Annotated in this window: 16 protein-coding genes; 4 read left to right on the forward strand and 12 right to left on the reverse strand. The window is 43.2% G+C overall.

The annotated features are described in order from the left end of the window. Positions 1-35: 35 nt before the first annotated feature. From E3D81_RS02255 to E3D81_RS02285, 7 genes are all read right to left on the reverse strand, one after another. Positions 36-1,679, reverse strand: coding sequence for a RagB/SusD family nutrient uptake outer membrane protein (locus E3D81_RS02255; RefSeq protein ID WP_099368218.1), 1,644 nt, complete (start codon positions 1,677-1,679; stop codon positions 36-38). Positions 1,680-1,690: 11 nt separating this feature from the next. Continuing rightward, a complete protein-coding gene (locus E3D81_RS02260) occupies positions 1,691-4,717 on the reverse strand; it encodes a SusC/RagA family TonB-linked outer membrane protein (protein ID WP_134776261.1) in 3,027 nt (1,008 codons plus the stop codon). A gap of 657 nt (positions 4,718-5,374) precedes the next feature. Next, entirely contained in the window at positions 5,375-6,562 is a 1,188-nt protein-coding gene (locus tag E3D81_RS02265) for a glycoside hydrolase family 76 protein (protein WP_134776262.1), read from the reverse strand. 1 nt (position 6,563) lies between these two features. Beyond that, complete coding sequence (locus tag E3D81_RS02270; protein ID WP_134776263.1) at positions 6,564-8,279, reverse strand: GMC oxidoreductase; 1,716 nt, start codon at positions 8,277-8,279, stop codon at positions 6,564-6,566. A 2-nt stretch (positions 8,280-8,281) separates the two neighbouring features. Then, complete coding sequence (locus tag E3D81_RS02275; protein WP_134776264.1) at positions 8,282-8,761, reverse strand: gluconate 2-dehydrogenase subunit 3 family protein; 480 nt, start codon at positions 8,759-8,761, stop codon at positions 8,282-8,284. Positions 8,762-8,820: 59 nt separating this feature from the next. Further along, on the reverse strand, positions 8,821-9,471 hold the full coding sequence (locus E3D81_RS02280) for an HAD family hydrolase (RefSeq protein WP_134776265.1): 651 nt from the start codon (positions 9,469-9,471) through the stop codon (positions 8,821-8,823). 58 nt (positions 9,472-9,529) lie between these two features. Next, on the reverse strand, positions 9,530-9,820 hold the full coding sequence (locus tag E3D81_RS02285; RefSeq protein WP_134776266.1) for a hypothetical protein: 291 nt from the start codon (positions 9,818-9,820) through the stop codon (positions 9,530-9,532). 256 nt (positions 9,821-10,076) lie between these two features. Between E3D81_RS02285 and E3D81_RS02290 the strand changes: the two genes are divergently transcribed. The 3 genes from E3D81_RS02290 (at position 10,077) to E3D81_RS02300 (ending at position 15,941) form a co-directional block, all read left to right on the forward strand. After that, positions 10,077-11,981 (forward strand): alpha-L-fucosidase, encoded by a 1,905-nt coding sequence (locus tag E3D81_RS02290; RefSeq protein ID WP_134776267.1) that lies wholly within the window; start codon positions 10,077-10,079, stop codon positions 11,979-11,981. A gap of 27 nt (positions 11,982-12,008) precedes the next feature. Continuing rightward, entirely contained in the window at positions 12,009-14,327 is a 2,319-nt protein-coding gene (locus E3D81_RS02295; protein WP_134776268.1) for a glycosyl hydrolase family 95 catalytic domain-containing protein, read from the forward strand. Positions 14,328-14,444: 117 nt separating this feature from the next. Beyond that, positions 14,445-15,941 (forward strand): hypothetical protein, encoded by a 1,497-nt coding sequence (locus E3D81_RS02300; protein WP_134776269.1) that lies wholly within the window; start codon positions 14,445-14,447, stop codon positions 15,939-15,941. A gap of 40 nt (positions 15,942-15,981) precedes the next feature. On the opposite strand, the gene E3D81_RS02305 is transcribed toward E3D81_RS02300, so the two are convergent. After that, complete coding sequence (locus E3D81_RS02305; RefSeq protein ID WP_134776270.1) at positions 15,982-17,223, reverse strand: CotH kinase family protein; 1,242 nt, start codon at positions 17,221-17,223, stop codon at positions 15,982-15,984. Positions 17,224-17,419: 196 nt separating this feature from the next. Here E3D81_RS02305 and E3D81_RS02310 point away from each other — a divergent pair, with 196 nt between their 5' ends. Further along, positions 17,420-18,517, forward strand: a complete 1,098-nt coding sequence (locus E3D81_RS02310; protein WP_134776271.1) for a helix-turn-helix domain-containing protein — start codon at positions 17,420-17,422, stop codon at positions 18,515-18,517. Positions 18,518-18,569: 52 nt separating this feature from the next. On the opposite strand, the gene E3D81_RS02315 is transcribed toward E3D81_RS02310, so the two are convergent. From E3D81_RS02315 to E3D81_RS02330, 4 genes are read right to left on the reverse strand one after another with little or no spacing between them, the layout of a single operon-like run. Then, the gene (locus E3D81_RS02315; RefSeq protein ID WP_134776272.1) at positions 18,570-20,039 is read right to left on the reverse strand and encodes a glycine--tRNA ligase; all 1,470 of its coding nucleotides are present in this window, start codon (positions 20,037-20,039) and stop codon (positions 18,570-18,572) included. Positions 20,040-20,068: 29 nt separating this feature from the next. Further along, a complete protein-coding gene (gene bcp, locus E3D81_RS02320) occupies positions 20,069-20,533 on the reverse strand; it encodes a thioredoxin-dependent thiol peroxidase (RefSeq protein ID WP_134776273.1) in 465 nt (154 codons plus the stop codon). A 35-nt stretch (positions 20,534-20,568) separates the two neighbouring features. After that, a complete protein-coding gene (locus tag E3D81_RS02325; protein ID WP_134776274.1) occupies positions 20,569-22,290 on the reverse strand; it encodes a M23 family metallopeptidase in 1,722 nt (573 codons plus the stop codon). A gap of 1 nt (position 22,291) precedes the next feature. Beyond that, positions 22,292-22,903, reverse strand: coding sequence for a fumarylacetoacetate hydrolase family protein (locus E3D81_RS02330; RefSeq protein ID WP_134776275.1), 612 nt, complete (start codon positions 22,901-22,903; stop codon positions 22,292-22,294). Positions 22,904-22,915: the final 12 nt, after the last annotated feature.

The raw sequence follows: 22,915 nt of genomic DNA on the forward strand, positions 1-22,915 counted from the left end.
GAATTCCCGCTTTTTATTTGAGAAAGGTATTTTACTTAACCACCATTATATCCTGGATTCTGTTTCAGATTTGGATTAATGGCCATTTGGGTCTGTGGAATCGGAAAGATTTCCTTGTTCACATCACCCGTTGCTTTATGGTCCCACCAAGTTCCAGTGGTGAACTTACCAAAACGGATCAGATCGGTCCGGCGCTTCCCTTCAAAGATAAACTCCCGGCCGCGTTCAGCCAACAATTCATCCAGTGTAAGGGTTGCGGTTGTATACCTGTTGGCCGTCCAGTCAGCTGCCGCAAAAGCACGTTGACGGCTGGAATTGATCAGGTCTACTGCCGCTTGATTGGCAGCTCCACCATTCTTACGCATTAAAGCCTCCGCTTTATTGAAGATCACCTCGGTCAAGCGATAGATCACATAATCATTCTCCTGATAATTCTCGTCGGAGGTAATTCCTGATTTATATTTGTTGAATCGAGCGCCGGAGTTTTCTTCCCCTTCAGCCATGGATCCTTCCGATGTTTTATCACCCTCACTTTCCCGACGGATGGAATTCACGAAGGATAACGGTTGTTTGGCATATTCTTCCGTTCCCAGCACCGGTGTGGTCGTCCCGCGTTTGTACTGTGGTCCGAACAGGAACCAGTCTTTTTTACGAAGATCCTGTGCATTGTAGGCATCGAAGGCTGTAGGGATCACCACAAAGGCATTCCATCCGCCATAACTTACGCCCAATGCTTCTTTCATATAATCATAGCCCATAAAGAAGCCTCCCCAATCAAAGGTGAATCCGCCCTTACGGCTGTACTGAAATTGAAAGATCGATTCTGGATTTGCCGAATTGGTATTGCTGAAGATCGCGTTGATGTTCGGGGATAATTTTGGTGTTCCACCAATCCCGCCACCAGCACCGCTGATCACCTTATCCGCCGCCGCGATACATTCATCCCACATCGGGGTTCCCGTCCATTTTTGGGCGTTCAGGTAAAGCTCTGACAGCATGGCATAACCCGCCGCACGGTTTACTTTACCCACCGTTTCTGCATTCAGATCCGGAAGTTTGGTCACTTCTGCTTCCAACTCCGTTTTAATGAAATCGAACACTTCCTTACGAGTCTTGGTCTCCGGATTTACAGGACTGTTGGCAACTTCTGTCACAATGGGAATATTCCCCCACATGTCCATCATGCGGATGTAATGGTATGCCCGAAGGACCTTCAGCTGTGAAACCACGGATTGTACCTCTTCCGCTGTCATGCCGATTTTTTCAGCATCCAAGGTACTAATGTCAGCAATCGCATTGTTGACAAATCCTACCCCGGTCCACATGAGGTTCCATGCATCGCGCATCCGGTTTTCCGTTTCTGTCCAGGTGTGGTAGTGCATACGGAAATGGTCTCCACCATCATAACCATGACGACCTTTCTGTGGCCAAGCAAGTTGATCAGCCGAAAGTTCAGAATGGTAATAGAATGCACTTGCTCCAGTTGGTGCCAACCAGGCCTGCATATGCGTAAATGGACGTAAGGCCGCCTGCATCACCTCCAGTTTGTTCTTATAGAAAGATTCCTTCTCCAATTTACTGTACATGGTCTCATCCAGGTTGGTACAACCTGTCATCAGACTTGTCCCAATAAAAAGTGCAGCCGCAAATCGTATCGTTTTTTTATCTAGTAATTTCATAATTCCCTCCTTTAAAAGCCAATATTTAATCCCATCGTCCATGATTGCGTCCTCGGATAAAAACCACGCGAATCTATCCCGCCATCAAAACCAGTATCCTGCAGCTCCGGATCGATCCCTGAATAGGACGTAATAGTCGCAATATTTCTTGCTGTCAGGTATACATACATATTGCGGATCAACGGGGTCTTGGTTCTGATGTTATAACCTAAGGTGATGTTGTCAATCTTAACAAAGGAACCATTCTCTAGGTAGTAATCGGAATACTGTGGATCATCGTTCAATTGATCATGCTTTCCAAAAGCAGACTCAAAAACATTGTTCGGAATCCATTTCTTGTTACCAAAGAACATGTCGGCCGTATTTAGGATATCATACTTGAATTTTCCTCGAAGGAATACCGTCAGGTCAAAACCTTTATAGGTAAAACGGTTACCCAGGGAAGCCTGGAATTTTGGTATCCCGTTTCCGATATACGCACGGTCATCGTTGTTCATATCTCCGGCATGGGCGGTGCTGCCATCGGCTTTATAGAAAAGCCATTTCCCTTCGTCATCGAATCCGGCAAAACGTTTACCATAGAAATTCCCGATCTCGCCGCCTTCTTCCAAACGCATGGCATTACCTAAATTCCCCGGACTAGGAAGTCCTCCGAATTCCAACCAGTTGCTTTTGAAGATATCGCTGGAAAGTTTCGCCAATTTATTTTTCTGGTAATTACCGGTGAAATCGACCTGCCAGGTGAAGTTTTCCCTAGAGATTGGGAAAGCGGTCAATTGCAGTTCCACCCCTTTGTTCACCACCTCTCCTACGTTATACCAAATGCTTGGCTGCACATAGGCAGGCAATTGCGCATTATATTCATACAGAAGGTCGGTGGTCTTCCGATGGTAGACATCCAATGCACCAGTGATCTTGCTGTTTAGGAGCGCAAAATCCAAACCGATGTTGGTCTCTGCCTTCTGTTCCCATTTCAGATCCGGGTTGGCATTGTTCTCTACACCATAGGTCTGGTAATATACCCCATCCTGTGGGTAATACCCGCCCGTACCTAAACGGATAAAGGAAAGGTAATTCGGGATCCCTTGGTTACCTGTAACCCCATATCCAGCGCGAAGTTTCAATTCATTGACCACGTCCTTGTTGCCGAAGAAATCTTCGTTGCTGATGTTCCAACCAGCGGAGATCGCTGGGAAGTTACCCCATTTATTGTTCGCTCCAAACTTAGAGGAACCCTCTCTACGAAGGATCGCCGTCACGAAATATTTATCCGCATAATTGTAGTTAACCCTTCCAAAGAAGGCGATCAGCGTATTTTCATCCTTGAAAGATCCTAAAGCTGGTCTAGGGTATTTGGTATTGATGATAGCTGTTCCGGAATTGAAATCCCAATCCAGGAATCCATCGGTGGAAAATCCCGAGTTCGACATGTTGAAATACTCCGCGGTCATGTATTGGTAACTGTAGCCCAATAGACCGGTGAAGGTATGTACATCGTTGAAGGTTTTGTTATAGTCGATGGTACTTTCGAACGTTTTGGTCCAGTTCAGGTCGTTACGCTTATAGGCATATCCTGTTCCATCATATTCGGTATCATCCGGCCGTTGGTCCCAATCCAGGATCGACCGATATTGTCGGTCATTCCAGTTGTCGCGAACGTAGGAACCGAAGGCGGACACGCTTAATTCATCCAATATCTGGAATTTCAAGCGAGCATCTCCGGAGAAGGTCTGCTGGTTTCGCTCTTCGATCCTATGGGCCAAACGGCTCATCGGGTTATAGTTGTTATATTCTTGTGTTTGATAGTAGGTCCCATCCGGATTCATGATGGGTGCCGTCGGATTTCTTTGGATAGTCTGCTCAAAATCGCCTGTCTTTCCGCCTAAAAGATTGGCCTTATTGAAATTGGCAGCCAGGTTAGCGGTCAATGTCAAACGGTTATCCAAACCTGTCTGATTGAAGTTGATACGCCCTCCAAATTGTTCTCTTCCATTCTGTTTGGCAATACCCTTAGCATTTTCATAGTTGAAGGATGCCCGGTAAGTGGAATTTTCTCCCCCACCACTGGCGATGAAATTATGGAAATGGGAAAAATTGTCCTTATTGATCAGCTCATCGTATAGATCGGTGGAAGCACCAAGATCAAGATCGGGTTTGTTTTCACCCTGAACGATCAGCTGTCGGAATTGATCGGCACTTAACATGCTAGGTTTTCGGTTGACTCTTTCGGTCTGTCCATAGGTCATGTATTCGAATTGGGCGGCTCCTGCTTTCCCTTTCTTGGTAGTGACCAAGATGACCCCGCCATTACCGCGGGTACCATAGATCGCAGCGGCGGAACCGTCCTTCAGGACATCGATGGATTCGATATCGCCCTGTTTGATCAGATCCAAGTTCCCGCCCGGAATACCATCGACTACAATCAAGGGTGAATTGGTTCCTTTTAGGGAAGCCATACCCCGTAATTGGATGCTGGTACTGGAATTGGGATTGCTACCTTGGGTACGGGTGATGTTCAGACCGGCCACTTTTCCCTGAACAAGGTCCATGGGACTACGCATCCCGCCTTTATTGAAATCTTTTTCTTTTACGGAGGCTACAGCAGAGGTGATTTCCTTCCTTCTTTGTGTACCGTATCCGACCACCACTACTTCCTCCAGACTTTCTTCTTCGGAAATCAGATTGACATTGGCCATGGTGCCACTAACGGTGACCTCCTGGTTGGCGAAGCCAATATAGCTTACCTGTAGGACATCGCCATTTTCGGCGGCAATGCTGAATTTTCCGGAGGCATCTGTTTGGGTGCTGGCATCCTTTCCTTTGACCTTAATGGTAACCCCTGATAAGGGTGATCCATTGGCACTGTTCTTCACCGTTCCGGTAACTGTCTGTTGAGCGATTACGGAATTTACCTCAACGGTGGCAGCTTTAGGCATGGCATTGGCATACCCATAGCTGCAGGCCAAGAGGGCAAAGCATAAAATACTCCCCCGTACAAAGCCTGTGCGATGATTTTGTTTACTGTAATAGTTCGGCATGTTAATTAACGTTTAGTATATAATTATTTAAAGGTTTATATGTTTCAATGTAATTACTAAAACGGTTTAGTTTTTTAGTAAGATTTGTATCAGATTAGTTACAGTAAGATTAAAACGCTGGCTAAATAGATTTATTATCCATGAGTTGTTAATTTTTGGAAAAAATTGGAAAAATTATGTTAAATGTTGAGGTGGAGGGGGTTGGGTGGTGGTAGGTTGTTGGAAATTGGTTGAGGGGTGGTTGAGCAGTGGTTGAGTGGTGGTTAAGGATTGGTTGAGTGGTGGTTTCCTTCCGAGCGAAAGTAGGATGAAAGTAATGTGAAAGTATGTAAAATGTATGTTTGGCATATAAAAACACGGTTTAAATATGCTTTAAGCATGATTTTATAGCGAAAATCATAGGTTTGGTTACTGTTTCTTGTACTTTTCCCCGTCATTGCGAATCACTCCGTCATTGCGAGGAACGAAGCAATCTTTGGACTGTGTCATCCTGCGCATCGTCGAAGGATCTGAACGGTTGCATACGAACAGATGCTTCGACTGCGCTCAGCATGACATGGAGAAAGATTGCTTCGTCGTACCTCCTCGCAATGACGCGGAAAGTACCTCCTCGCAATGACGCTAACCCCTTCAATGAGGTCCTACCCACAAAAAAACCTAAAATTTTAACCTTGCGTTCATTTCCGCCATGGCGGCTTGATCAAGCAACCATTTCTTATTGTTTTTCCGTTCTCCTTTCCAATCCTTATAGAACAATCCATTCTCATCCTTCAGATTTTCCCAGGCATAATCCAAATTATCCTTAAAACTCTGCAAATAAACCGGATCCCTATCCACCTGGTACAACTCCACAAATCCCCTCATCATCACCGCAATAAACCAAATATCCGAATTCTTCAATAACCTGAACCTTTTCCCTGCCCTTTCCTCCTCGTCATGGAAAAAATATCCATGAGCAGATTTCGCAATGGCTTGCGCATCTTCCAAATACCTCTTCTCCTTCCCTACTTCATACAACAACACCGCAGCCTGCAACATCTGTCCGGAGTTATAAGGAAATTTCGCCCTTCCGATCTTCCCCGACAAGGTCACATGATCAAAATACAAATGGTCCGTCGGATCCTGTAGGTTTTTCTTCGTCCAAGCATACAAGGAAACAGCTTGATCCAAATACGTTTTCTTCTTGGTTGCCTGATATAGTTTCATCAAAAAAACAACACCTGGTGCATTGGAACAGGTATTCTTTGATTCCTTTTTTTGTTCACACCAATAAATCCCTCCGCCTAATTTATCATCCATCCCGCTCGCCACAAAGCGCCAGATTTCTTCCGATTTCGCCAAGTACTTTTTGTCTTTGGTAGCTAAGTACAGATCCGCAAAATCTATCCCCAGCCAGACATTATCATCGTAAAACCGATCCGATTGCCGTGCCGTTCGTACATAGGAAGCATAGCCCACCGGTGCTCTTTGGTCTATATACTCCTCCAATCCGGTCAATACCTTCATATCGATCTCCTTCCTCTTGGCCTTGTTCTTAGGTTGGCTTTCCAAAAGAGCCACCTGCGCAGATAAAGTACCGGAAAATGGCCAGAGGTAGGAATACGCATTCCCTTTCGGAGCGGGTTTATTATCCCCCAGATAACTGGCCTGATAGCCTGCATCAAAAGGATAATTTTCGCGCAACAAGAAACTTCCATTCACCGCATAATGGGTATAGATGGAATCCAAAATAATTTGAGCCCTTTGTTGTGGGCTAAGTTTAGCCGGTTTGGGCTGTGCTGACGCAAAGCCCGTATCCAGGATAAATAAGAAAAAAAACAGGTTGGTTAGGTTGATTATTCTCATCTTATAAATTTCCTTTTTTAAGTTCTGAAACAGCATGATCTACGGCCCTTGCTGCAAAAGCCATATAAGTCAGGGAAGGGTTCTGGGTGGATGTCGAGGTCATGCTCGAACCATCCGTCACATATACATTTTTACAGGCGTGTAGCTGGTGCCATTTGTTCAACATGGAGGTCTTCGGATCCAGGCCCATCCTTACGCCGCCCATTTCGTGGATATCCAATCCCGGTGCCTGCCAGGCATCATTACGTTGGATATTCTTAAAACCTGCTGCCAGGAACATCTCTTCCATCGTATCGAGATAATCCTTCTTCATCTTATTATCATTATCATCGTAATCAACCGACACCCGCAACAATGGCATTCCCCATTCATCTTTCTCCTTTCCATCCAAGGCTACATAATTAGAAGCCTTCGGTATGGTCTCCCCCATCATATGCGAACCCACGCCCCAGTTTCCAAGCTTCGGGTTGAGGATGGATTCCTTAAGCGAAATCCCTAATCCAGATTCATCCGAATAAGAGGAACGGTAGGCTCCAAAACCAGCAGCATAGCCCCGTAGATAATCCGTTTCCTGTTTATGCAGGTTACGGAATCTCGGGATATAACCACCACCGGCAGGGTTCCTACCATCGGTTTTATAATCCAGATAGCCTTCATACTCCGCAGAAATCCTTGCGCTGTAATTGTGGAAGGCCACATATTTACCCAGCGTACCACTATCATTTCCCAAACCATTTGGAAAACGTTGGGAGGTGGAATTCAGCAGCAATAAATTGGAATTGAGTGCCGCAGCATTCAGGAAGATTACTTTCGCGAAGAAATCGATTTCTTCTTTGCTGTCCTTGTCGATGACTTTTACCCCTATTGCCTTCCCCTTGCTTTCATCATATAAAATAGAATGCACGACGGAATTTGGTCGTAAGGTCATATTTCCAGTCTTTGCTGCCCAGGGTAAGGTAGAGGCATTCGAACTGAAATAACCTCCAAAGGGACAGCCTCGCTGGCATAAGGTTCTATTTTGACATTTCACCCTGCCTTGATCGATGTGAATCTGATTGGCATGGGATAGGTGCGCACAGCGGGCAGAGATCACCTTTCTTTCGGGATATTTCTGCTCCACTTGCTGTTTGAAATATTTTTCGACGATGTTTAGCGGATAGGCCGGTAGGAATTCCCCATCCGGTAATTCCGGAAGACCATCCCTATCCCCTGCAATACCGGCAAAACGTTCCACATGATCGTACCAAGGTTTGATATCCGCATAGCGGATTGGCCAATCCACGGCAAATCCATCTCTGGCAGGACCTTCAAAATCAAAGTCCGACCATCGCTGGGTCTGTCTTGCCCAAAGCAAGGATTTACCCCCTACCTGATACCCCCTGATCCAATCGAAGGGCTTTTCCTGCACATAGGGATGCTCCTTATCCTTCACAAAAAAATGAGCGGCATCCTCATGAAAAGCATAGCAACGGTTAACGATCGGGTTTTCCTGTTTTACCGCATAGGGCAGTTCATTCCGATGTTCAAATTCCCAAGGATAGAGGTTCGTGGTGGGATAATCCTTTACATGTTTCACATCCCTTCCACGTTCCAGGACCAAAGTTTTCAGCCCCTTTTCACACAATTCCTTAGCTGTCCATCCCCCACTGATTCCAGAACCGATCACGATGGCATCGTAAGTGCGGTTATCTCGTGTATCTATATTCAGATTTGCCATTTTTATGCCTTGATTTTTAACGCCCCATCATACCTAGCAGGAACCAGTTCATAGATCAATTTATTCTTCATCACGTATTCGGAATTCTTATAGCCTTGGATACCGCGTCTTTTCAGGATGCGGAGAAAGACATCGTCCTTTGGAAGACCTTCCAAATAGCTCATCAATTCGGTTTGAGGATTATTTTGAGGTTTAGGCACCGCTTTTAGCCCCTTTAGGAAAGCCTCCTGGTTTTCGGGACTTTCGCAATCATCGACCATCTTCATGACGAAGAGGTGCAGTTTTAAATCTTTTGCTCCAGGGCTATCGGTTTTGGGGATGATGGTTTCCAACAGTTCTGCCAAGAGTTCCTCATCGGCCTTGGTCAGTTTGATCTGTTTTAATGCTATGCTGGGGGCTTCCGCGCTGAAGTCGCAAGAGGAAGCAATCCAGATTCCCCCTGCCAGCACGAAAAACTGCTTTAGCGCCGTCCGTCTATTCATAAGTTTATAATCAAGAAACTAAATTTACGAATATTACGGAAAGATAAAAGGCTTACATCTTAAAATAACGAATTTTTTACCTCTGCTAAATCGTTTAAAAGTAAATCAGCATGGTTAAGTCTTTGGCGTTCTACCGCTTGTTTGCTCACGGCTATACAGTACAGTCCTGCGTCCTTGGCTGCTGTACATCCGGTACTGGTATCTTCAATGACCACAATCTCTTCCTTGGGTATATTTAGCTTTTCGACCGCCAATAAATAGGGTTCTGGATTTGGCTTTGGGCTTTCCACCAATTCACGGGTCACGAAAAAGGAGAAATAATCCAATAGTTGATGTTCTCCCAGAACAGTTTGTACGGTAGTTTGGTAGCTAGAGGTCACCAAGCCTAAAGTAAGCCCTTCTGCCTTTGCTTTCTCTAGGATTTCTTTTGCATGCGGCATTAAGCGGATGTTCTTCATGTTTGCCTTGGCATAATTGGCCCGTGTTGCGAACCACATATCTTCTTCATCTACCTGAAGCTGATGCTCCCGGTTCAGCATCTCTACATTATCCTTTAAGGTATGACCTGCAAAGTCACGGATCCAATCGTCAAAATCGATCTCAAAATCGTAATCCGATTTTAAGATCGGTGCCCAGTTGCTAAAATAAAAGTACTCTGAATCAATTAAAGTACCGTCCATGTCGAATAGAACAGCGTTGATGTTTCTCATGCTGCAAAGTTAACCAACACAATATTAACAGACTGTTATTTTAAAAAAACTTAACATACTAGCTTCCAGCAATCGGGCTACCGAAAATACCTACGGCCATTTCTGCCCAGATAACCGCCAGAACGAACAATACCAATAGGATATAGATCCAGCTCTTACTTTTATTCTTTACATTTCTGTAGATCAGGTCGATCCCAAATGCCGCCGCAAATAATAATACCGCAGCCACTAAAAAATCGAATAGGCTCCAATTAACTTCATTAGTGAATTGCATAGCAATGGCCGGAACCATCAGCAATATTCCCGCTACCGCGTAAGGAACAAAATTTACTTGATTTTGAACTGTCATGTTTCTTGTTTTAAAAGTTTATAAAAGTACTTTGAATTACAAAGTAAATAAAAGTATAAGATGTTTTGCAAGAAAAATATCAGCTATAGGACTTAGGTAGTTCTGTTTCAGGTAATTAAAATTTTAAATCACCTTTAGTTCATTAAAATCCTTCTTCAATTTACCAGTTATCATGTATCATATGTAATACATATTACCCCTATCTGTTTCTTATATTTCGTGAATTCTGTATCTTAACGGCAATATCCATTTATATATGAAAAGATCTTACCTCTTCAGTTTATTATTATTGAGTCCATTGTTTTCATTAGGGCAAACTGCTCCGGCTCCTTATGGCGCATTACCGAGTGAACGGCAGTTACGCTGGCATGAAATGGAGATGTACACCTTGATCCACTATACCCCTACGACCTTCCAGAACAAGGAATGGGGATTTGGGGATGCAGATCCAAAGATCTTCAACCCAGCAAAATTTGATGCCGATCAGATTGCAAGAGCTGCAGCCTCCGGAGGTTTCAAAGGGTTGATCTCCGTGGCAAAGCACCATGATGGTTTCTGTTTATGGCCAACCAAAACAACATCCTATTCCGTAGCAAGCTCCCCTTGGGAGAATGGAAAGGGCGATATGGTCAAGGAATTCATGGAAGCCGCCCATGATAATGGTTTAAAATTTGGCGTTTACCTTTCTGCCTGGGATCGTAACGATACCCGGTATGGCAGCAAGGCCTATGCTGATGCCTACAGGGAACAATTGACGGAATTGATGAGCAATTATGGGGAGCTGTTTACTTCTTGGCACGATGGTGCAAATGGAGGAGATGGTTACTATGGTGGTAAGAACGAGAAGCGGACCATCGATCGAACAACCTACTATGAATGGACTGAAAAAACCTGGCCGATCGTCCGGAAACTGCAACCAAACGCGATGATTTTTTCCGATGTGGGTCCGGATATGCGCTGGGTGGGAAATGAACATGGATTTGCGGCCGAAACCAGCTGGTCGACCATTACGCCCAAAAGCCAGAACGGTAAAACACCTGTTCCCGGCGAAGTAGATGGTTCTAACCTGCCTACCGGTGACCGCAATGGTCAATATTGGATTCCGGCAGAATGCGATGTTCCGCAGCGACCAGGTTGGTTCTACCATGCCGTTCAGGACAGCAAGGTAAAAACACCGAACCAGCTGTTTGAGATCTATTTGAAATCCGTTGGTCGAGGTGGTGGCATGAATTTGGGCCTAGCCCCTATGCCGGATGGTTATCTGCATGAAAATGACGTCAAATCCTTAGCAGCTTTCGGAGAAAAACTGCGGTTGACCTTTGCCTACAATTTGGCGGAGGGAGCTACCGCAACCACAAGTAATACACGAGAAAACCACGCCCAATTTTCAACCAAAAATCTATTTGATGGGGACCGATACTCCTATTACGCCTCGGATGATAAGGTATTAGATCCAAGCTTGGAAATTACCCTAGCCAAAGAACAGACGTTCGATCTTATCCGTCTTCGGGAAAACATCAAATTGGGGCAACGCCTGGATAGCGTCCAAATCGACATCTGGGAAAACAACCAGTGGAACCCATTGACCCGTGCAACCAGCATCGGAGCGAACAGACTGATCAAATTAAATAAGCCGGTTAGTACATCTAAAATTAGGCTGAAATTATTCGCTCCAGTCGCCCCTACCCTGAGTGATTTTGCACTATTTCTAGAAGAAAAATCAGATTTCAAATTCAATTCCGAGCTACCCAATAAATTGGACAAGAAGGAAATCACCATTATCCATGCCGATAAAAATATCCGTGCTGCCTTAGATAATGAACTTTCCAGCTATTGGGAAACAACCTTGAGTGCTCCTGGTTATGTGGAATTCCGATTGTCAAAGACCTATACCCTTACCGGGATGCAGTTTACCCCTCGACAGGACCAAAAACACACCGGAACACCAACCAAATATCGGGTAGAATTGAGTGTGGATGGAAAGACCTGGCAAGCGGTTGCACAAGGGGAATTCTCGAATATCAAAGCCAATGCTGTTCCACAGCATATCTCTTTTGGAAGTCCAAAACAGGCGCATTATATCCGGTTTATCCCTTCGGAAAATTTAAGTGGCGACAAGCAGTTTGCAGTAGCAGAATTTGAAATATTCACAAAAGAATAAACCAACAATAAATAAATCAACCAACCTATGAAAAAAATGTTAATCGGATTATGCTTTATGCTCGGTATGGCGAATGCCCAAGACCTACGCATGTGGTATAACCAGCCTGCCCAAAGATGGGAGGAAACCCTACCCCTGGGAAATGGCCTTATCGGGATGATGCCGGATGGCAAAGTACATGATGAGAGCATCGTGCTGAATGAAATTTCCCTATGGTCTGGAAGTCCGCAGGATGCGAACAACTATGAGGCAAAAAACAGCCTGAAGGAAATACAAGGGCTCTTGTTTCAAGGAAAGAACAACCTAGCTGAAGCGCTAGTGAATAAAAACTTTGTTTGTGTGGGTGCCGGATCTGGTCAGGGGAATGGCGCAAATGTTCCATACGGCTGTTTCCAGAATTTCGGCTGGTTAAACATCCTGCATTTCGACCAGCAAGAAGTGAGCAATTATAAACGTTGGCTGGACCTGGACGAAGCAAAAGCATCTACCTCCTTTACCAGTAAGGGGACTAATTTTCTACGGGAATATTTTACCTCCTTTGATCAGAATGTGGGATTGATCCGCTTATCTGCCAACAAGAAGAAATCCATCGGGTTTGCCCTGCATTTCTACCGCGACGAACATATCGACGATTACCAGATCAAGGGAAATGAAATCACGGTTACCGGCAGCCTGCCGGATGGAAAAGGTGGTAAAGGGTTAACCTTTGCAGCAAAGATAAAAGTCATCAACAAAGGTGGAAAAATCACCTTGCATGATAACCAGATCATCTTGAAAGAAGCCGATGAAGCGCAGATCCTATTTTCGGCCACGACCAGTTATTACGATCATGAACCTGTTGCGTATGTTAATCAACAGATCGTGAAAGCCTCCAAAAGCAATTTCAGCAAACACTTTAAGGTCCATGTAAAGAAATATGCCGCTAAATTCGATCGGGTGGAACTGACTATTGCAGACGAGCAATCCAAGGACAATATCCCAACGCCGGAAAGGATCAGTAATTTTTATAAGAACCCAGCACAGGATAATGGGATGGCGGTATTGTATTACCAATTCGGTCGATACTTAACCTTGTCCAGTGCGGCGCCTGATCAAGCAAAGGCTTTACCTCCCAATCTACAAGGCTTATGGGCACATCAGATCCAGACACCATGGAATGGGGATTATCACCTGAACATCAATGCCCAGATGAACCATTGGGGCGTTGAGGTCAGTAATCTATCCGAATACCACAAACCATTTATCGAAATGATCAAAAATGTGGCCAAGGAAGGGACCAAAACAGCCAAGGCCTATTACGGTGCGCCGGGTTGGGTGGTCTATATGATGACCAATGTTTGGGGTTATTCTTCACCGGGGGAGCATGCTTCCTGGGGAGCCAGTACGGCTTCGGGCTGGCTATGTAACCATCTATGGGAACATTATCAGTTTACCCAAGATAAGGCTTATCTCCGCGATATCTATCCTGTACTGAAGGATGCAGCACTGTTCTATCAAGCTACCTTGGTCAAGGACCCTAAGACTGGTTGGCTAGTAACCTCGCCATCAGTATCTCCAGAAAATGGTTTTAAAATGGCTAACGGCAAACGAGCTGCCGTCGTGATGGGACCAACCATCGACAATCAGATCGTTCGGGAATTATACCTATCGGTCATTGCTGCAGACAGCATCTTAGGGACTTCGGATAACTTTGCCCAATCATTGCGGCAAGATCTGGGTAAAATACCACCAGCAGTGGTTGTCAGCAAATCCGGACGGGTAATGGAATGGTTGGAAGATTACGAAGAAACGGAACCGCAGCACCGCCATGTATCCCACTTATACGGTCTTTACCCGGCGAATTTCATTTCACCGATTACGAGTCCGAAATGGGCAGAAGCCGCTAAAGAGACATTGAAGGTTCGTGGGGATGAAGGTACGGGTTGGTCAAGAGCTTGGAAGATCCTATTCTGGGCAAGGTTGCATGATGGAGATCATTCCTTAGAGATCCTTCGCCAATTGTTGAAACCGGCCTATGCACAAAACACCACCTATCAAGGCGCTGGTGCAGGGACCTATCCTAACCTCTTCTGTGCACATCCACCCTTCCAGATCGATGGGAATTTTGGAGGCTCTGCAGGAATTGCAGAAATGCTTATCCAGAGCCACGATGGAGTGATCCATTTGTTACCGGCTTTACCTTCTGCCTGGAAGGATGGTCAAGTAAAAGGCCTGAAAGCAAGAGGGAATTATACGGTTGATTTTACCTGGAAAGATGGGCAGGTAATGGATTATAACATCCGAGGTAAAAAAGGCGAAGAGGTAAAAGTGAGGATCAATGATGTAGAAAAAACCATCAAGATCTAATTCTTAATAAAATATTAACAGAGGGTTATTCTTATATTATAATATAGAGAATAACCCTCTGCTTTTGGGTCATAAATTATATTTAATGATATGTAATTATCAGAAAATTAATGATTTATGAAATCAACTATTCAGAACTTTGTCAGATGCACTGTTGTTATTCTATGCTTCCTTCCCTTATATCAGTGCAAGAAATTAATCAATCCCGAAGATCTAAAACCGGAGCTGTTATATGATTTCAAATTTGAAATCAACAATTTCACCTCCATTGTAGAACCCTTTTCCTCCTCTGCAGATTTTTCGAGTCCTAGCCATTCAGTTAGCCAATCAGCTATTCGGAAGGATAATACCAATCATTCCAATCCTTATATCGACCCCAGTTTATTGTATCTATGGCGTTTCAACAGGCGAGAATTCCAACCTGATTATGTATTTGCTAGCGACCATACCCCATCGGTAGAGTTTAGATCAAAAAACAACGGTATTAATACTATTTCAGATGGATTTTATACCCGACAGTTCCCCGGTGATTATGCCTTGACCGGTACTAATCCGGAGGTCTTCCGGATGCGTTTGCCCCAGAAGTTCCAAGGTCAGCTAAAGACTATTGAATTTGAAATCGGCATCAGTGAGCATTCCGCCAAAGGGTTCACCTTGAGGGCATACAAAAATGATAGACCCCTACCCGATTTTGAACAGAAGTTTGTTTTTCCAACGGGGAGAAAGGAATTTTTTCCGCACAAAAGAAGCTATGATGTCCAAGAAATTACGAAAAAGCAGGACATCGATTATTTTCAATTGCAATTTGATTACCCCGATAATCATAAAGGATCAGGGACGGTGAAGGTGGATAATATCCGTATTTTTGGCGAACGTAGGTCTGTGCCGCATCCTCAACTAAAAAGAAAATTAATGTATATGATCTACAATGAGGACATGGCCCATTGGCAATCGATCGACAGCATCGGATTCGGAGAAAACGCAAGCATAAATCTCAAACTTCCGGAAGGGGATTATCGAGGAGCCTTCCTATTTGCAGAAACCAGCGAGGAATTAAACCTTCCCAGCCGGCAAACGGCTATCGAAAATTTTCGATTCGATCATGATTTTTCAGATGGCAGAGCCCGATTTTTTGGAAATACCAATAGGTTTAGGGTTGGAAAAACCGGAAATAGCAGCTCCATTACCTTACAACGACTCTATAACCAGATCACCATCGAATTGACGGATGTCGCTGTCTTAAACCATTTGGTTAAATTAAGGGTCAGCCCTATCAATAACATGTTGAGTTGGACTCCCTTCAGCAATCAATTACAGATCCATACGCCGGTGAAGGAAGTGAAACCGATAGAAATCTTCAGTAATTTCCAAGTGATGAACCGTTTTGTATTCAACCATTTTGTAGGGAATTTCAAGGAGGATAGAAGGATTGATTATAAGTTGGAACTCTTTAATAGCGTGGGTGTAGATCAATCGACTGTTGTGAGTATAGACGTTAGAAGCAATGTAAAGGTGATGATTCGAGGGAATATGTATCCAACACCGACAACTGATGCAGGATTCAAGGCCACCTTGGATGAAAGCTGGACGGATGAAAAGATAATAGAATTTTAAGGAGCAGGTGGATAGGGCATTCCTTGGAATGCCCTTCTTCCTATAATTGGTTGATATAGTTATCTAGGTGCTGGGCTCTTTTTCTTAGGTAGGTTTTCATGTTCTTCTTGGTCTCTGCATGGTTGTTTGGACCAACTTTCCATAGGGCAAAATCCAACTGCTGTGATTGGCGGATTTTAGCGGCATAATCCTCGATATAATCCATTAGGGCTTCAAACTGATTGGATTTATAATTTCTCCACGTATTCTTGTACATATTCCTGATTTCAGGATCTTTCAAGAAACGGGTAAAAAATTTATGGCCTAAGCGGCTATCTGTTTCCTTAAATAAGGGAAGCGTTTCAAAATGGAAATATTGCTGTTTGATTTCATCCATACCAAAACCCCAGTCAAAATCCCATATTGGGCCCATGGTATATTTCCCGCTTGGGGTTTTATGCATATACACACTTTTTGGGTAGTTGATTTCATAATTTGCCGTCAATGCATTGACGATCATATAATTTACCAATTGTTGTTTGTCGATCAGCTTTCCATAATCATTATTCGGAAATTTGGTATCCATCATCAGCCTTTCCAGGTTTTCGAATTCAGATTTGATCGAATTGAATTCTGCATCTGAACTGATGTCTGGTGCTTTGATCATGACCGGCAGATTGAATCCAGCAGTTTTAAACTGGAATTCCTCATCAAAATTCATATCCAGCTCCAACAACTGTCCATCATCGCCCACATTTACGCGTCCTTCCTTCACTTCAATCTGTTGGGTCAACATATAACTTCCTCTATATTTTCCATTGATGGTCACATCCACAGGGATCATGGTATTGGTAAAAGGCATACCCAATTGTTGACCAACCTTACAGGCAATAGCATTGCACATAAAGGAATAATCCAAATGGTTGGCCAATAATACCCAGTCTTTGGCTGCAGCAAAGCCTAGTATGGAGGTTGATTCATCAAGTTTCAACCGATATGGTTTTTTTGCCCTGAACCAGGTGGTATTTCCACGACCTTTGATTCTAGTGGTTGCTTTTGGTAAATCGGCATAGGCAGATTGTCCATCAATCTCCACTTCTGCATTTAGATAAACATCCTTTTCTACCACTTCAGCATTGTTTTGGATCTGAAGATAAAGATGAGGGATGATAGCAGGCACACTTTCATCCAATGTTGCAAACTCTTCTTTTAAAGGTTCCAATTCTGGGGATTCTTTCTTATCACAGGAGCTGTACAGCAAAACTGTCAGCATACTTAAGATAACTATTAGGTTATTTTTCATGATTTTTTATCGTTTAACAATAAGGCTGCAAATCTAACCCCTCTCGGTTATGCCCGATGTCTCATAAATGATTTTCATTTTCAAAAAAAGTTTTGAGAATATCAGAAATTAGAAAAAAGGCTGATTTTCGCAGTGTTAATAGATAAATTAATCTTTGCTTTTTATTCTCTTAATAGTATTACTCTATAATTGCTATATGTCATTATTGATAATACTAACTAGTCTTCAATTCCTGACAGGAATATATTTTTATCATATCAATAGCTTACGGGAAGAAAGGGGATTCTTCCTGCGGTTCATGATGGGTATTATTTTATTCGTATTTATCAACCATTTTTTAACGAGCATATTTACGGGAACTGACCAACAGTTCATTTATAGCAGCGTATCGCTGTGTGTGGCATCGGTCTCCTCCCTATATATCCGGAACAACAGCATCGAACAACAGACCTCTCCTTATCTGCTGCTGATCGCTTTATTTCCCTTTGTGCTGTTTTATGTTTATTACTTTCTCAATCTCATATTTTCCGAACAGCTTCTTCGCGGCGAGATCTTTCACCTACTGGATTTCTTTTACCATAATTTCCAGACCTTTTTACTGATGGGATCTATTGCCTACGATCTATTCATATTGAAGCCGCTAAGTTCTAAAATCAGGATGCTTTCCAGTTCCTTGGATGGTTCTTTGGCCCTCGCTTTATTTGCAAGTAAGTTTTGCATGCTACTGGTTTCCATCGGATCAGGCTTTATGTATCATTTTGGTTATTTTTTTAAGATTCCGAACAGCCTCTATCTAAGTCTGGTTTTCCTGTTGATATTCTACTTCCGTTTTTCATATAAAATAAAGGCACTGATTCTTCAAGTACGCTATGCACATGATATCCATAGGTCTTTAGAAATGAAATCTGTAAATGAAAAACTGGAGAAGGAAAAGTTCATCTTTCAACAGATTCAACAGTATTTCTGCCATAAACTGGATTATTTAGACAAAGAATTTGATCTGCATACCTTCGCAAGCCGGACGAAACTCAGCAAAAAAGAAATCGAAACGATCATCAGAAAAGAGGAGAACTGCAGTTTTGCAACCTTTCTGAAAAGAAAGCGAATCCAATATTGCATGGATCATATCGAGGACTTTATTGGTATTGAAGAAACCATTTATTCCTTGGCAAGTGATCTTGGCTTCAAATCCTTGAGCAGTTTCATTCATGCTTTTAAAAAGGAAGTCGGATGTAGTCCTTATATCTACCTGCATAATAAAAGGCAGAACCTGGTTGAACTTAAAGGTAATTAAATAAAAAAGCCTGTTACGTTTCCATAACAGGCTTTATATATTCCTCTAAAGATTAGATTAATTGTTTCAATAAGCCACTTAAACTTACCCGGTCAGCAATGATCCTTTCTAGATCTTCTGCATTTACACGTTCCTGTTCCATGCTGTCGCGGTGACGGATAGTTACGGTATTATCTTCCAATGACTGGTGATCCACTGTGATACAGAAAGGCGTACCGATGGCATCTTGACGGCGATAGCGCTTACCAATGGAATCCTTCTCATCGTATTGGATATTGTAATCCAATTTCAATTTCGCCATGATCTCTCTTGCTTTTTCAGGTAGGCCATCCTTTTTGGTCAATGGTAACACCGCAGCCTTCACTGGAGCGATCGCTGGATGGAATTTCAAGACCACGCGTGAATCCTGTCTTTCCTCGGTAGAAAGGTCTTCCTGTACCAGGCTATTCGCCAATACGGTAAGGAATAAACGATCCAATCCGATAGAGGTTTCAATCACATAAGGGATATAGCTCTGGTTGATTTCAGGATCAAAATATTGAAGTTTCTTTCCTGAGAATTCCTGATGTTGTTTTAAATCGAAATCTGTACGGGAGTGGATACCTTCCACTTCTTTGAAACCGAATGGGAATTGATACTCGATATCGACTGCAGCGTTCGCATAATGCGCTAATTTCACATGGTCATGGAAACGGTATTTGTTAGGATCTGCTCCTAATGCCAAATGCCATTTCAAACGTGTTTCTTTCCATTGCTTATACCAGTCTAATTCCGAGCCTGGACGAACGAAGAATTGCATCTCCATTTGTTCAAATTCACGCATACGCATGATGAACTGACGAGCGATGACCTCATTACGGAAGGCTTTACCAATCTGCGCAATACCAAAAGGGATTTTCATACGACCTGTCTTTTGAACATTCAGGAAGTTCACAAAGATACCCTGTGCCGTTTCCGGACGAAGATATACTTGTTCTGCTCCATCAGCCATAGCACCCATTTGGGTAGCAAACATCAGGTTGAATTGACGCACATCGGTCCAGTTCTTGGTTCCCGAGATAGGACAAACGATGTTATGGTCTTCAATTATGGTTTTTAGACGAGCAAGATCATCCGCATTCAAGGCATCATCTAGATCTTTTTGTAGCTGCGCGGCCTTATCCGTTTTACCATCCTTTTCATAACGGTCGATTTTATCTTCGATCAATTGATCTGCACGATAGCGTTTCTTGGAGTCCTTATTGTCGATCATGGGATCATTGAACCCATCCACGTGTCCGGAAGCTTTCCAAGTGGTTGGATGCATGAAAATAGCGGCATCAATACCTACTATATTTTCATTCAATTGCACCATGGATTTCCACCAATAGGTCTTCAGGTTGTTTTTCAGTTCAGAACCTAATTGACCATAATCATATACGGCACTTAGGCCGTCGTATATTTCACTCGAAGGAAAAACAAAACCATATTCCTTCGCATGGGAAATAATATTCTTGAAAAAATCGTCTGTTTGCTTGCTCATAAGGGGCAAATATAATGTATTCGTATGACTTATTTTGCCAATAAGTCCCGAATTTGTTGGGTTGCGTTCTTGTTGTCCACTTTTTTGATAATATGTTCGATCTTACCCTCCTCATCGATAACGAAAGTGGTTCTATTGGTGCCCATGTATTTTTTACCGTACATGTTTTTTTCTGCCCAAACGCCATAATCATTCACGATCTTCTGATCCTCATCGGCCAATAAGGTAAAGGGTAATTCAAATTTTTCTATGAACTTCTGATGGGACTGCTCGCTGTCGGTACTTACGCCGATCACTTCGAAACCATCCTGCTTTAGGCTTTGGTAATTATCCCGGAAATTACAAGCTTCGGTGGTACATCCCGGTGTATTATCTTTTGGATAAAAATAAAGGATTACCTTTTTCCCTTTAAAATCCGATAGGTTAACTGTATTTCCTTGTTGGTCCTTTGCTGTAATTGCAGGAGCTTGATCCCCTATTGCTAATGTTGCCATAATCTTTCTTATTTGGTGAGAATTATCTTATAGTCTTATCTGGTGAAATTTGCTTCATACACTTTTTCATTGTCCTTCCAATCCTTCACGACCAATTTGAATCGGTGCTGGCCTTTGGAAAGACTAGGTTCAAAGCGATGCCACAGGTGCCTATTCTTGGAATCGTATTCCATCAGTACCCATTGATCATCTATATAGGCATTGAACGATTGGATTCCCGAAAAGTTGTCGGCAATGGTAAAATCTATCTTAGATTGGGCGGCCACATTCTTGCCAGGGCTGAAATTCCTTGGGGTAATTGTCGGTGCGATGGTATCCACCACGATATAAAAGGAGCCAAATACCTTGGTATTCACGGTTACCCAATCTTTTTCGAATTTACCACCTACCGAACCGTTCTGCACCGATGCAATCAACGCTTTGCTTTCCAAATGGGGTGGGAGATTGGTTGGTTTAATGCTGAGTTTATAGGTCGAAAACAAGGGTACCATAGTGCTTCCTACATGGTGCACTTGGGAATAGGAATTTGGGCGTTGAGCACTCTGGCTATAATTGAAATCCAGATCGGAATATAATGCGCCTTCTGGAATATCTACCTGGATAAAATCTACCGTATATTTATTGTCCTTATTATAGGCGAAGAGTTCGCCTTTCGCAGGATTAGCTTTTGGTTGATAACTGGATCTATTCTGAACCTTAAAATTCAATTCACTGCAATTTCCGCGGACATCCTTTACCACATATTTTACATCATGGACCTGATCATCCTTCAATTCAATGATTCCTTGGTTATCCAGGTGCTTGAAGATATTTATGGGGTTTCCCGGATCTTTGAAGCTTTTCTGCACTTTCGCTTTCGTTCTTTTAAAAGTGGCAAAGTCGATGTATCCGTGGATAGCACTTGAGCTGTTGAAATCCAGTTCTTCAAAGAGCACGGTAGAGATCGCTTTTCCATCCAAGAACAATTCGATGGAATAGACGCCGTTCTGAAATCCTCCTGCCCGATGCCTATCAATGGTATTGATCCCTAAACCAAACTTTCCATTCACAGGAATAACTGCACCGGAAGCTAGGGTATAACGCCCAGACCCCAATGCCTTAACGGCTTGAGGACGTCTTGGTGTGCCTTCATTGAACAAGGGATCTTGGAGATCATACACCGTAATCCCATTAATGGTTGGATTATAATTATCGGTAAACTTCAGCCCGAAAAGTTGTGGATTCTGAGGTCTTTGGGTTTTCGTATCCCGGATTTCAAAATGCAGGTGTGGACCGGCAGAACCTCCTGTATTTCCCGCATTTCCGATAAACTGTCCCTTGGTTAATTTCACCTGCCCTTCCTTCAATTCCATATCCACATCAAAACGCTTCTGTTTGTACTGTTCCGCTTTCATGATGTTGGTCAAGGTAGAATTAAAGCTGTCCATATGCAGGTATACGGTGGTATAGCCATTAGGATGGGTGATGTAGACAGAATTTCCGCCACCACCGATCTGTACCCTTAATCGGGAAACATAACCTTCAGCGGCAGCATGCAAAGGCAATCCAATGCGCTGCTGGGTCCTGTAATCATCCCCCGCATGAAAATGGGTGGACCTTAATTCCCCAAAAGTACCGGAAGCATCCTGCGCAATATTCAAAGGGTTTCTAAAATACCCTTGTGGATAGGTTTTGGAGGTAATGATATTTGGGTTCTGTGCCTGGGTTGTTAGGCCAAGCATCAGGGTTGTTATCAATGTGAGTGTGCTTTTTTTCATATTATTTGATATGGCAGGTAAACATGCTTTTGCCTTCCAAAAACCCTTCCAGTTTATCCCCGATCTGGATAGGTCCTACGCCGGCAGGTGTACCTGTGTAAATTAAATCGCCTTTTCTTAAGGTGATGTAGGTTGATACAAAACTGATCAGGCTATCATAATCAAAAATCATATCCTGGGTATTTCCTTCTTGAACAGTTTCGTCGTTCTTCTTCATGGAGAAAGAGAGATTGCGAGGGTCCTCGAATTGATCTTTCGGAATCAGCGGACTGATCACTGCAGAATGGTCAAAGGCCTTTGCCAATTCCCAAGGTAAGCCTTTTGCTTTGTGGGCTGACTGAATATCACGTGCCGTAAAGTCGATCCCTAAACCGATGGCATCGTAATATTTATTGGCAAATTTCTTGGAAACATGTTTTCCTTCGTTACAAATGCGTAATACTACTTCTACTTCATAATGTACATCTTTGGAAAATTCTGGATAGTAGAAATCTTTATTGTCTTTTAGTATGGCCGTATCGGGTTTTAGAAAAATCACCGGACTTTCAGGGACTGGATTATTTAATTCTTTGGCATGATCAATATAGTTTCTACCAATTGCAATTACTTTCATTTATTTGATTTT

Source organism: Sphingobacterium sp. CZ-2 (assembly GCF_004526235.1).
GTDB classification, from domain to species: Bacteria; Bacteroidota; Bacteroidia; order Sphingobacteriales; family Sphingobacteriaceae; genus Sphingobacterium; species Sphingobacterium tenebrionis.